This window comes from Corynebacterium sp. ES2730-CONJ, from assembly GCF_024834055.1.
In the GTDB taxonomy this organism is placed as follows: Bacteria; Actinomycetota; Actinomycetes; order Mycobacteriales; family Mycobacteriaceae; genus Corynebacterium.
On sequence record NZ_JANUXZ010000001.1, the window covers coordinates 171603 to 183630 of the forward strand.

12 protein-coding genes are annotated in these 12028 nt (G+C 52.7%); 1 reads left to right on the forward strand and 11 read right to left on the reverse strand.

All coding sequences use genetic code 11. The features are described from left to right. Window positions 1–33: 33 nt before the first annotated feature. The 3 genes from NXS13_RS00770 to pyrR are packed head-to-tail and all read right to left on the reverse strand — an operon-like array spanning window position 34 to window position 2915. A complete protein-coding gene (locus NXS13_RS00770) occupies window positions 34–1374 on the reverse strand; it encodes a dihydroorotase (protein ID WP_259076719.1) in 1341 nt (446 codons plus the stop codon). A 27-nt stretch (window positions 1375–1401) separates the two neighbouring features. Beyond that, the gene (locus NXS13_RS00775) at window positions 1402–2343 is read right to left on the reverse strand and encodes an aspartate carbamoyltransferase catalytic subunit (protein WP_259076717.1); all 942 of its coding nucleotides are present in this window, start codon (window positions 2341–2343) and stop codon (window positions 1402–1404) included. Window positions 2344–2345: 2 nt separating this feature from the next. After that, the gene (gene pyrR, locus NXS13_RS00780; protein WP_259076715.1) at window positions 2346–2915 is read right to left on the reverse strand and encodes a bifunctional pyr operon transcriptional regulator/uracil phosphoribosyltransferase PyrR; all 570 of its coding nucleotides are present in this window, start codon (window positions 2913–2915) and stop codon (window positions 2346–2348) included. Window positions 2916–3389: 474 nt separating this feature from the next. Between pyrR and NXS13_RS00785 the strand changes: the two genes are divergently transcribed. Beyond that, entirely contained in the window at window positions 3390–4748 is a 1359-nt protein-coding gene (locus NXS13_RS00785; protein ID WP_259076713.1) for a TIGR01777 family oxidoreductase, read from the forward strand. Window positions 4749–5370: 622 nt separating this feature from the next. On the opposite strand, the gene NXS13_RS00790 is transcribed toward NXS13_RS00785, so the two are convergent. The 8 genes from NXS13_RS00790 to aroC all read right to left on the reverse strand — a co-directional run bounded on the left by NXS13_RS00790 (window position 5371) and on the right by aroC (window position 12016). Continuing rightward, complete coding sequence (locus tag NXS13_RS00790; protein WP_259076709.1) at window positions 5371–6102, reverse strand: hypothetical protein; 732 nt, start codon at window positions 6100–6102, stop codon at window positions 5371–5373. 194 nt (window positions 6103–6296) lie between these two features. Further along, window positions 6297–6875: a transcription antitermination factor NusB gene (nusB, locus tag NXS13_RS00795; protein ID WP_259076707.1), complete on the reverse strand. Its 579-nt coding sequence runs from the start codon at window positions 6873–6875 to the stop codon at window positions 6297–6299. Between the two features lie 27 nt (window positions 6876–6902). Next, window positions 6903–7466 (reverse strand): elongation factor P, encoded by a 564-nt coding sequence (gene efp, locus NXS13_RS00800; RefSeq protein ID WP_259076705.1) that lies wholly within the window; start codon window positions 7464–7466, stop codon window positions 6903–6905. 119 nt (window positions 7467–7585) lie between these two features. After that, window positions 7586–8677 carry a Xaa-Pro peptidase family protein gene (locus tag NXS13_RS00805; RefSeq protein WP_259289228.1) on the reverse strand — a complete coding sequence of 364 codons (1092 nt, stop codon included), beginning with the start codon at window positions 8675–8677 and terminating at the stop codon, window positions 7586–7588. Window positions 8678–8763: 86 nt separating this feature from the next. Further along, window positions 8764–9207, reverse strand: coding sequence for a type II 3-dehydroquinate dehydratase (aroQ, locus tag NXS13_RS00810; RefSeq protein WP_259076700.1), 444 nt, complete (start codon window positions 9205–9207; stop codon window positions 8764–8766). 12 nt (window positions 9208–9219) lie between these two features. Continuing rightward, window positions 9220–10281: a 3-dehydroquinate synthase gene (gene aroB, locus NXS13_RS00815; RefSeq protein ID WP_259289285.1), complete on the reverse strand. Its 1062-nt coding sequence runs from the start codon at window positions 10279–10281 to the stop codon at window positions 9220–9222. 5 nt (window positions 10282–10286) lie between these two features. Next, window positions 10287–10799 carry a shikimate kinase gene (locus tag NXS13_RS00820; protein ID WP_259076698.1) on the reverse strand — a complete coding sequence of 171 codons (513 nt, stop codon included), beginning with the start codon at window positions 10797–10799 and terminating at the stop codon, window positions 10287–10289. A gap of 11 nt (window positions 10800–10810) precedes the next feature. After that, window positions 10811–12016 (reverse strand): chorismate synthase, encoded by a 1206-nt coding sequence (gene aroC / locus NXS13_RS00825; protein WP_259289229.1) that lies wholly within the window; start codon window positions 12014–12016, stop codon window positions 10811–10813. Window positions 12017–12028: the final 12 nt, after the last annotated feature.

Here is a 12028-nt window from a genome sequence, read left to right on the forward strand (position 1 = left end):
TTCACTATATGAGCCTTTCGAGAATTTTCCTGCTTATTGAGCTTCGGGCGCCCTAAGCTGCGTGATGGTACCGCGTAAAATGGTGGCAATAACCCTAGCGTCAAAAGTCATCCCCGCATAGGGCGTATTGGAAGACTTCGAAGCCAGGGCCAATGGATCGACTGTCCACGGCTGATTCTCGGCAATGAGCGTGAGATTCGCGGGTTCGCCTTCAGCGATGGGGCGACCGTGGCCCGGAAGCCGGACGAGTTCGGCGGGCCGTTCAGACATGACTTTTGCGACAAAACGCCAGTTAGCCAAGCCGGAAGAGACAAAGAGTTGAGCAATGATGGCAAGCGAGGTTTCCAACCCCAGCATTCCTGGGCGAGCGTTCTCAAACTCACAGCATTTCTCCTCAGAACCATGAGGAGCGTGATCGGTAGCAACTATATCAATGGTGCCATCCAGCAGGGCATCGCGTAACGCCACCGTATCTGATTCCTCACGTAGCGGAGGGTTGACTTTATTCACGCCATCATAAGTTTCTAAACGCTCGTCGGTGAGCAACAGGTGATGCGGGGTAACCTCGGCGGATATGGGAATATCCTGACTCTTGGCCCAGCGCACCAACTCAACGGTGCCCTTAGTGGAAGCATGACAAATATGCATCCGGGTGCCATAATCCCGACAGAGTAGAGCATCGCGAGCCACTATGGACTCCTCGGCAACACGTGGCCAGCCCTGCAAACCTAATGTGGCAGCTCGTTTTCCTTCATGTGCCGACGCTCCATCTGTTAGTCGCGGATCCTCACAATGCTGAGCAAGGAGTACGTCCGTACCCTTAGCGTATTCAATAGCCCGGCGCATCAATAACGGATTGTCCACACATTTTCCGTCATCGGAGAATAGCCGCACCTTGGCTTGTGAACGCGCCATCATCCCAAATTCGGTCAGTACCTTGCCTTCAAGGCCCTGCGTAATCGATCCGACGGGGTGAACATCGCACAGACCTATGTCTTGGCCTTTAGCCCACACGGCCTCAGCGATGATCGACTGGTCCATCACGGGTTGAGTATTAGCCATAGTAAATACTGCAGTGAAGCCACCGCGGGCGGCTGCGAGCGATCCCGTCGCGATGGTTTCGGTATCTTCTCGACCTGGTTCACGTAAGTGCACGTGAATATCTACCAGCCCAGGCAGTAGAACAGCACCCTGACCATCGATGATCCGATCAGCTTGGGTTTGTTGCGAATCGAGTTCGATGATGACCCCGTTGTCAATGAGAATATTTTGGGGTTTGCCTTCGCCATAGGGGCGTATGTTTTTGAGCAATAAGGTTCCAGGAGCCGCCGGTGCGAGCTCACCCGTGGCAGGATAATGAACTGAATCAGACATCTATGTTTTCCTTCTCTGACGCGTGATTTAAAAGCCGTGGTTATCGGAATGAGCAAGCAGCGTAAATAACACTGCCATCCGGCTGTGAACACCATTGTTCACCTGCTGTAGCACTGCAGTGCGAGGTAAGTCAGCGACATCGTAGCTAATTTCCATACCGCGCAGCATTGGGCCTGGGTGCATGACAATGGCCGACTCTTTGAGCAGGGATTCCCGCTCGCGATTCATCCCATACAGGGTTGCGTATTCGCGGTGTGACGGGAAAAAACCTCCATGCATGCGTTCTTTTTGAACACGCAGCATCATTACGACATCAGCGTCTTTAAGCTCGGAATCCATGTCATAGGAGGTTCGAACTGGCCAGTTCTCCACTCCCTGAGGAAGCAGGGTACCTGGTGCTACCAATACTACGTGAGCTCCAAGGGTGCTGAGAAGATCAACGTTGGATCGTACGACTCGGGAATGGAGACAGTCACCGACGATCACGACCTTCTTGCCCTCAATCTCGCCCAGGCGTTGTCGCATAGTGACGGCATCAAGAAGAGCCTGGGTAGGGTGCTGATGCGCACCGTCGCCAGCGTTGATGACACTAGGGCCATCACCGCCTGGGGCGACCCACTCGGCCAATTGCGCGGCGGCACCAGCAAAAGGATGCCGAATGATGAGGGCATCCGCGCCTACAGCTTTGAGTGTGAGTCCCGTATCTTTGAGCGATTCTCCCTTTTGCACCGACGACGATGAGGCCGAAATATTGATAACATCGGCACTCATCCACTTACCCGCGGTTTCGAACGAGGAACGCGTTCGCGTGGAATTTTCATAAAAAACCGTGAATATAGTCCGCCCGCGCAGCGTCGGCAGCTTCTTGATTTCTCGACCCATAAGGGCCTCGCGGAAACGGTCGGCCTCGTCCATGAGTGCAAGGATCTGATCTTTGCCTAGGTCACCGATGGAAAGTAGGTGCTTCATCTTTACTTGTCGCTTCCTCGAGTTAGGATAACCGCGTCACGGCCATCAATTTCATGTAGCAGTACGGTGACATCTTCGGTGCGAGAAGTGGGAAGATTCTTGCCCACATAATCAGCACGAATGGGTAATTCGCGGTGACCGCGATCAACAAGGACTGCTAATTGTACTGAGCGGGGCCGCCCCAAATCGCGCAGAGCATCAAGTGCGGCGCGGATAGTTCGTCCCGAATAAAGGACGTCATCGACTAAGATGATATGAGATCCGTCAACTCCCCGAGTGGGAATTTCTGTGGGTTGCAGAGCGCGATGTGGCTTAGAGCTGAGATCATCACGATAAAGGGTGATGTCTAGGCTTCCAGTAGGAATATCTACGCTTGAAAACTCGGCGACTTTTTGCTGTAAACGCTTAGCCAGAGGTACGCCCCCGGAGGGGATGCCTAATAACAGGATGGACGAATTGTCAGCGGCGTCAAGGGCCGTTTTTTCGATAATTTGGTGCGCGATGCGTGCGATAGTGCGCGCCACGTCTTCAGCTTTAAAAAGCTCGACCGTAGCGGGTTTAGATTCGCTCATCGTGACCTCCTTCCCCGCCTCTCTGTGCGGTCCGTTAAAGGATGTCGTGCCCCGAATGGGGCGATGGACAGTATGAAATTGTTGCGATGGCTGATCCGCTGGCCACCGCAAAGCGACCGTATAGATTCAACTAGGTGAGATGATAGCACCTCAGGTAATAGACTATAGCAATTTCGAGCGAGCAACTCCCCCACAACTGCCATTGTGTACCCGAACTGGTAAAGCTTCCGAGCAGAAACTGGAATGAGGGCAGCGGCTGCTAGCTGGTTCATAGTCTCCCCTCATTGACAAAAAAGCCCTAAACTGGTGGGTAACGATTATCTCTACGCCTTTAGTTAGGCGCCAAGATAGGCAGAGCCTGCAAGGCTCTCCTTATCGCCATGATTCGACACGGCCGTTCTCCTAAGATCTGCCACGTCGTTTCAGCGACGTTGCCGAGTTTTAAAGCTATATCAAGAAAGAGCACACATCCTTATGAGTCTTCATTCCACCCACGTTGTCCCCGCCCCGAGGAGTGAGGTGTGGGAGTGGCATAATCGAAAGGGAGCAGTATTAAGACTCTCCCCTCCATTTTTCCCTTTCAACCCGATCTCTGAGGCGGAGTCCTTAAGCACGGGTACAACCGTTTTTGCACTCCCAGCAGGGCTGAAGTGGGTAGCCCGCCACGACCTGTCGGGGTATGTTGCTGGACGTCAATTCACTGATATCTGTGCCACAGCTCCGATCCAAGTACTGGCTAACTGGCGCCATACTCATATCTTCGACGACACCTCCATCGACGATATCCAGGCGACTGCTATCACCGATGATGTTCGCACCCGGCTGCCCAGTTTGAGCTTGAATCCAATGTTTGCGTATCGACAGCACCAAATCATCAACGATTTCCAGGCTAAAGCCCGATTCGAGGTGATAAGTGATCGGAAACTACGCGTTGCGATCACAGGGTCGAACGGAACTGTGGGACGCGCTCTCGCTGCGCAACTGAGCACTCTGGGTCACACAGTTATCCCTTTGGTGCGCAGCAATCCCGAGGGTGACCAACGCCTTTGGGACCCCGAGTGCCCCGATAAAAAGCTTCTCGAGAATGTTGATCTCCTCGTTCACCTCGCCGGTGAACCTATTTTCGGCCGCTTCAGTGAGGCCCACAAGAAGGCGCTTTGGGATTCTCGGGTGGAGCCAACCCGTAAACTCGCCCAACTCGTAGCTCAATCGGATGATTGCCACACGATGATCTCAGGCTCCACGATCGGAGTCTACGGTCACGACCGTAGTGGCGAGACCCTCGACGAAGAATCTGACACGGGCGAAGGATTTCTCGCGGATTTGGCTCGCAACTGGGAGGCTGCGACCAGTCCTGCCTCTGAAGGAGGCAAGCGGGTAGTTAACCTACGCACGGGCATCGTTATTTCAGGGCGTGGTGGTTTTCTGCCAGTCATGCGCACGCTTTTCTCGACAGGGTTAGGGGGGCACCTCAGTGATGGTTCTCAAGGTTTCTCATGGATTGCGCTCGATGACCTGACTGACATAATCATCACCGCGGCTCTTGACGGTCATATATCGGGCCCCATTAATGCCACCAGTCCCAACCCTGTTACCAATGCCGAGATGTCTAAGATGCTAGGGGCTCAGTTAAGGCGACCGGCGATATTCCCAGTCCCAACGCTTGGTCCCAAAATCCTCCTGGGTTCGCAGGGGGCCGAAGAATTTGCGCTGGCCGATCAGCGGGTACTACCGCGAGTGCTATTAGCTCGCGAGCATATTTTCAGGTATCCGGGCCTTGAGCAGGCTTTGGCTCATGAACTCGGCAATGAGGAGCTTGTCGACGCTTCTTAGACTGTTCCCCTGCCCAGGACGCTGAGCGGCCTGGGCATTTCTTATCCAGCTGTGGTGCGCCACGTGAAGTCTCAGTGTTTCGCACAGCGATAACCAGGTTACGAGACTTTCCCTGTATATACCCATAGAGGCTCTCGCCTGATTGATATCGTCGGCACGTCGACCGCATGAACGAAACTCTATCGAGTTTCCACAGCCACGATTCCAAAGATTAGATCACAGATCCACCACCGTTCGGTATTTCTGATCCACAAATGCGTTAACCCTTCGAACCTCTCGTCGAATACTTTCTTCAGTCCTCTACAGCTGGAATGGTTGCTACCGTGCGGGCGATATCGTTTCCTCGACGGGGCCGCTGCCACTAAGAATATGAACCCAGTTCACGCACACATAATTCGGACGAAAAGGCTCACCAACGTGGATCAATGGCAAAGTTTTACTTCTCATGAGCCGAATCAAAACTCAATACAACTTTGGGTGCGAACTTCGATGAATCTACCCGTAGGGAGGAATGCAACATAATCTGCGCCACGATCGCAGATATTGCTCCGCCAAAAGTTAAAAGCCGCACCTCCAACCCTGTGGTCTAGGGAGTTGAAGGTACGGCTACGCGCTTAGATGACTACGAGGAGCGTCCCGGAGTAAAGAGAGTAGTCTGGCCGTCCCTGTCCAGGTCAATGTGGTCAGAGGCAAAACCGCTCTGGTAGTTATTGGAATCGAATCGAATATTGATATCGCTTAACTCACTGGGTTTGACCGAGAGAGCTAAAATCCCAGCATCGAGCGGGCGATCAGTTTCTGCCCTCATCTCGGAGATATCACGGCCAGCAATGGTTCCGGACCATGTGCCTTCTGTCACGGGAGTAATTTTGTCGTTAACTTTTTCCACAAAGCTAAAGACAACAGGCGCGGGATTATCGGCTGCGTCAGCTTTAGGAAAATTCGCCACCATAAACTGATCAGTCTGAGGCAAATTGGTGGAGGGCGCAGCAAAGACAATAGCCGGGGACGCAACTTCTTCGTGGGTGGGCTTCGGATCCTCGATTACCACTGTGGTGCTTTCAGCGGCACGCGATCGGTTTACCTCCACAGTGTCGAGCTTCTCGCTCGATCCTGTAGCGAGCGCGGTTAATTGACCGGCTGTCTCCCCAAGTTGTGGATCGTCGAATAGCGTGGTCCCGATATCTTTCACCAAAGTAGGCGCGTTGTCTGGAATCTGGGCCTTCAGCTCACTGACGTTGATTCCGGCGCTGCCCACTATGGACAAGAGAACTGAGGTGATGAGGGCGATAATCTGCTGGACCACTGGAGAGTTGAAGTCGATGTCACCAAGAACTGGCAGGTTGAATTTCACTGCGCCATACCAACTTTCATTTGAGGGCTATGTCTAAGCGCTGAGTCGGCGGCTTACCATATCAACAACACAAGAAACATCCGACACAACTGACTATTTAAAAAACTTCTCTCATTCTAGTCACATCTGTAACAAAATAGCGAGAAAATACCCCCACCACTCTTAAATGATGGGGGTAGCCAAGCTAGATATATTTAGTCGTCTGGGTCGCGACCATCAAAGCTCTCATCGTCGGTTAAATGGGCCTCCGCTTCAGCAAGGGCATCGGCGAACCCCATACTATGCTCGTCCTCATGACCGTCTGGATCATCAAAGGCGCGCAGTTCGTCAATATTTTTCGCAATTGAATCAAGCACGCCGTTGATATAGGCGAATGCATCATCGACTGAGTACTGCGAGGCTAGCTCGATACCGTCCTTGATAGCCGTTTTAACTGGAACGTCCTCATTAAAGATAAGCTCCCATACAGCCACCCGCAGGATAGCTCGATCAACGGCTGATATGCGGTGTAGTTCCCAGTTCTCAGATAGATGAGAGGCTATGACCGAATCGATTCTATCGAGCTCTTCTGCAACCCCTGCCACTATTTCCCTGGTATATGGGTTCACTGGAGCGATCTCACTAGCTGGAAGAGCAGCTAATGAGACTCGATCAGATAACAGGGCTACCGGGTCAATATCACGGGCCTCGGACTCGTAAAGGAAATCAACCGCGCGGCGTCGCGCTTTATAGCGCGATCCATGACGCTTATACTGCGCTCGCGGTGCTGGCATAGGATTATTTTCGGACTCAGCCACGATCTAGTGATTCACGCGTGAGAGGTAGGAGCCGTCCCGGGTATCGACCTTTACTATATTACCGGTCTCCACGAACAACGGAACTTGGATTTCTGCGCCCGTTTCCAACGTAGCGGGCTTAGTTCCGCCGTTCGAACGATCACCTTGCAGTCCCGGTTCGGTGTGAGCAATTTTCAAATCAAGAGAAATGGGAAGCTCTGCAAAGAGCGGCTCTCCCTCATGGAAGGAAACTTGGATGGTTGTGTTCTCAAGGAGGAACCTCGCTCCCGAGCCAACGATATGCTCAGCAAGTTCGAGCTGCTCATAGCTCTTTTCATCCATCACCACGAAGGAAGAACCATCGTGATAGAGGTAGGTCATGTCTCGGCGATCCACGGTGGCTGTCTCAACCTTAACTCCAGCGTTAAAAGTTTTATCGGTCACCTTTCCGCTGACAACGTCCTTGAGTTTGGTACGCACAAACGCTGGGCCTTTACCTGGTTTAACGTGCTGGAATTCGATAATCTGCTGGAGCTTATTGTCGATCTTGAGAACGAGTCCGTTCTTGAAATCAGCGGTTGTTGCCACCTTTATACTTCCTTCTTCATCATTGGCATGAGTGAACGTACAAGATAATACATGATGCATCGCGGTTATTTTAACTCTTCCTCCCGAGACTGCAGACCTGGGGAGGGAGGGAATTTCTCTTAAACGATCATGAGATCTTTGCTCAGACCTGTGAGATTTTCTGCAGCTCCAGCCTGCACAATCAAGGTATCCTCGATACGAACACCTCCGCGCTCGGGTATGTATATGCCAGGTTCGATGGTTACCGTCATTCCCTCGCACAATACTCCCGCGGCATTCTTCGCTGCAGCTGGCGCTTCGTGCACATCGAGTCCGACACCGTGTCCGGTGGAATGGACGAAGTAGTCGCCGTACCCTGCTTTAGTAATAATATCCCGACATGCCTTGTCAACATCGGCAAGCGAGGTACCAGGTACTGCAGCCTTGCAACCAGCCAATTGTGCTTGTAGCACCACATCATAGATTTCTTGGGAAAAGTCCGTTGCATATCCGACAATCACGGTTCTTGTGGTGTCGGAATTATATCCCGCCGCGTAGGCACCAAAGTCTATAGTCACGATATCGCCCTCGCATAGTATCCGATCCCCAGCTTGGTGGTGCGGCATTGCAGAATTCGGGCCAGAAGCGACGATGGTGTCAAAACTGGGCCGCTCGGAGCCTCGCACCCGCATCTTATATTCCAAGTCAGCCGCAATCTCAATTTCGCTACGACCCGCTCGGATGCCACCCTCATCGAGAAGTTCTTGAAAGGCGGAATTTGCTATATCTGCGACACGTCGCAACCGCTCTTGTTCCTCTTCTCCTTTAATACGGCGCATCTTTTCAATGACCTGGGTGACAGGGACTAGTTCGAGACCCTCGCCAGCAGCTTTCTTTAAAATCTCCAGCTGAGTTACCGTGACAAAGTCAGCTTCGAAACCCAGTCGAGCAACGCCGCTGAGACCCTTGATGAGATCCGGGGCACATGCGCGGGCTTCTCGGGCCTTGATATCGGGAACCTCCGCGGCTATTTGTGTTAGGTATCGTCCGTCAGTTGCGATATCTGCCTGCCCATCAGCGTAGACAACCAAACCAGCGTTAGAGCCAGTAAAACCGGACAAGTAGCGCACGTGAGTGAGGTGGGAAATCACGAGAGCATCTAGATTTAGCTCTTTAAGTTCGTGGGCAAGTATTTTCCTGCGATTAACAAAGTAAGAACGTGCGTCCACCATGAAAATTACCTTTCTTCGAAACTCCATTCGGCCACCTTCGACCAAACTTTGCATGATCTTACTCCTGCTGCACAGGTCCTTGGGTTCTAGCTAGCTTCCGCTATTAGATAATCGAGAGCCAAAAGATAGCCACGTACACCCAGACCCGCAATTGTCCCCTTGGCAATGGGTGAGAGATAGGAGTGGTGCCTAAAGCTCTCTCGGGCTGCGATATTTGATAGATGCACCTCGATGAAACCTGCACCCTCGGATATTTCAGCAAGAGCATCTCGAAGGACTACCGAGGTATGTGTCAACCCCCCAGGGTTGATAATTATTGGTTGTTGTTTATCGACGGCTTCATGTATCCACTCCACAAGCTCGCCTTCATAGTTAGATTGCTTACAGGTAACTGTGAAACCCATGTCATTGGCATGTGCATGAAGGAGCTGTTCCAACTGGGCAAGCGTGGTCGAACCATAAATGTGCGGTTGCCTTTTACCCAACCGATCCAGGTTGGGCCCATTGAGTATTAAAATACTGCGACTCATCGCATTCTCCTTCTAAGAAATTCGCGCATAGGCCTCTTTAAGCTGTGCAGTTGTTGCGTCGTCGATTCGCGTCGGCGTAGCCACGTCGTTGAGGGCCACAAACCTTATCCGACCATCTCTGTTCTTCTTATCCACGCTCATCGCAGCGTAGAGATCCTCGAATCCAGCGTTTTGATAGCGAATCGGTAGACCGATTGAGGAAAGGATTTCCTCATGAAGCGCCACAAGATCACCTGTCATCACACCCTTGATCTCACTTAGGTGAGCAACGAATGCCATCCCTATCGCTACAGCATCACCATGTCGCCACCGGTACTGCTCATAACGCTCTACTGCATGACCAAAAGTATGTCCATAATTGAGGATCTCTCGCAACCCTGACTCCTTGAGATCCTGCGCGACCACATTCGCTTTGACACTGACTGACCGATGAATCAACTCCGGAAGGTCACCTGTGATATCGAGGCAGCGGGTGGGAGATTGCACATAGAGCTCCAAAATCTGGGGATCAGCAATAAAGCCTGTTTTTATTATTTCAGCGCTGCCAGCAATTCGGTCAGATTGAGGAACTGACGCTAGATATTGGATGTCAATAAATACTGCCGAGGGCTCATGGAAAGCTCCTACTAGATTCTTGCCACCGGGAGTATTGATGCCGGTTTTGCCTCCCACCGCAGCATCCACCATGGCTAGCACAGTAGTGGGGATGTGGATAACTTCTATCCCGCGCATCCACGTTGCGGCAATAAAACCCGCAAGGTCGGTGGCAGCTCCCCCACCAAACCCAATTATTACGTCGCGTCGGCCGATCTTCAACTCGCCGAGGCGATCCCACAGCCTTTGTGCAGTCGCATAGGTCTTTGCTTCCTCGGCGTCGGGTATCTCAATGATAGTGCTCGGAATTTCAGCCCATTGCTTTATAAGCTGGTGCGCATAGTGAGCTACCGTTGGCTGACATAACACCACAACCCGGCCGGGACTCAGGCTAGAGACGTGGGCAGCGCACTCCGCTTCGAGGCGCTCCCCTATGCACACCCGGTAGGGGCGGGGCCCACGCACATTCACCTCGGCCAACATACTCATTGACAATCCTTAGCATCATAGGATTCCATAAAGCTTAAGATATCCGCTACCACCTGCTGAGGTGGCCTGGTATCGGTGGGGATCCGGATATCCGCTACCTCTCGGTAAAGCGGAATTCGAGGTTTCACCAGTTCTTCGTAGGACATATCATCGAGTAAAGGTCGCGCCGTGGTATCGCGAGTTCTCAGGTCTCCTTCCTCAATGCTCACATCTATCCATGCCACGGGATGATCAATCAGAAGCTTTCGGGTTGCATCCTCCTCGATCGCGCCTCCACCAAGACTAAGCACACCGTTAAGCTGTAGCGCCTCCGCGATCACCTCGGCCTCTATAGCGCGAAAAGTCTCAATTCCTTTGGCCTCAATGAAGTCACGGCACCGCTGACCTGTCCGCTGTTCTATCAGCTCGTCGCTATCAATATGCGCAATATTTAGGGCACTGGACAAACGACGGGCGATAGTTGTTTTGCCGGCACCAGGGGGGCCAACGAGAACTATTTTGGGAGCCATTTTATTCCTTCCTAAAACGCTAGCCTGCGGGCGATCTGGTCTTGGTAGGCCGCGAAATTGCGAGAAGTTTCCACCAGGCTGTCGCCTCCAAATTTTTGCAGCACGGCTCGAGCTAGCACGAGAGCAACCATAGCCTCAGCCACCACTCCGGCCGCAGGAACTGCGCAAACGTCAGATCGCTGGTGGATCCCGGTGGCTGCACGTCCAGAATCGAGGTCCACAGTGCGCAGGGCGCGGGGTACCGTTGATATGGGTTTCATAGCACCTCGCACCACGAGACGTTCCCCATTAGTCATACCACCTTCAACACCACCAGCTCGGTTTGAAAGACGCCTTACCGTGCCGGATTCATCGCGCACCATCTCATCGTGAGCCTGACTGCCAAGGCGTCGAGCTTCCTCAAATCCATCGCCAATCTCGACCCCTTTGATAGCCTGTATGCTCATGACTGCCGCACTAAGTTGTGCATCTAGACGTTCTTCAGCACTGGTATGAGATCCTAGTCCAATCGGTAGACCGTCAACAATTACCTCGAAAATTCCTCCGAGGGTATCTCCCTGCTTCTTAGCCGCTTCAATCTCGTTGATCATTGACGCCTCAGCTCGCGGGGAAAACGCGCGCACGGGCGACTGGTCAATAGTTGTAGCGTCGGCTGCAACAGGGCTGGACCCGGGATCGACCTTAGAGCGACCTATAGAGACAATATGGCTGAACACTTCGACTCCCATGAGCTCTCGAAGGAGATTACGGGCGAGCGTAGCAATAGCGACTCGAGCGGCAGTCTCCCTAGCGGAAGCACGCTCGAGAACGGGACGGGCCTCCTGAAGATCATATTTCAACATTCCCGCGAAATCTGCATGTCCTGGACGAGGCCTCGTCAGTTTTTTCGCCCGACCAGAATCCAATTCTCGAGCCACGTGGGGATCATGTTCATCAAGACGATGAGGTGACATGACGGTGGTCCACTTAGGCCACTCAGTATTTCCAATCATCAAAGCGACGGGGCTCCCCATAGTTAGCCCGTGACGAATTCCCGACAGGAGACTAAGTTCATCTGCCTCAAATTTCATCCTCGCGCCCCGCCCGTAGCCTAGTCGGCGCCGCGCAAGTTGATAGGAAATATCCTCAGTCGTGATGGGCACGCCTGCGGGCATCCCCTCCATCACGGTGATGAGAGCTTGGCCGTGAGATTCGCCTGCTGTAGTCCATCGAAGCATGTGGCAATTATT

What these genes read in the sequence shown, in the direction of transcription:
- aroC (WP_259289229.1), bottom strand. Translation starts at nt 12,016, where the DNA reads ATGCTTCGATGGACTACAGCAGGCGAATCTCACGGCCAAGCTCTCATC.
- NXS13_RS00785 (WP_259076713.1), top strand. Translation starts at nt 3,390, where the DNA reads ATGAGTCTTCATTCCACCCACGTTGTCCCCGCCCCGAGGAGTGAGGTG.
- nusB (WP_259076707.1), bottom strand. Translation starts at nt 6,875, where the DNA reads ATGCCAGCACCGCGAGCGCAGTATAAGCGTCATGGATCGCGCTATAAA.
- pyrR (WP_259076715.1), bottom strand. Translation starts at nt 2,915, where the DNA reads ATGAGCGAATCTAAACCCGCTACGGTCGAGCTTTTTAAAGCTGAAGAC.
- NXS13_RS00820 (WP_259076698.1), bottom strand. Translation starts at nt 10,799, where the DNA reads ATGGCTCCCAAAATAGTTCTCGTTGGCCCCCCTGGTGCCGGCAAAACA.
- NXS13_RS00775 (WP_259076717.1), bottom strand. Translation starts at nt 2,343, where the DNA reads ATGAAGCACCTACTTTCCATCGGTGACCTAGGCAAAGATCAGATCCTT.
- NXS13_RS00770 (WP_259076719.1), bottom strand. Translation starts at nt 1,374, where the DNA reads ATGTCTGATTCAGTTCATTATCCTGCCACGGGTGAGCTCGCACCGGCG.
- NXS13_RS00805 (WP_259289228.1), bottom strand. Translation starts at nt 8,677, where the DNA reads ATGGTGGACGCACGTTCTTACTTTGTTAATCGCAGGAAAATACTTGCC.
- aroQ (WP_259076700.1), bottom strand. Translation starts at nt 9,207, where the DNA reads ATGAGTCGCAGTATTTTAATACTCAATGGGCCCAACCTGGATCGGTTG.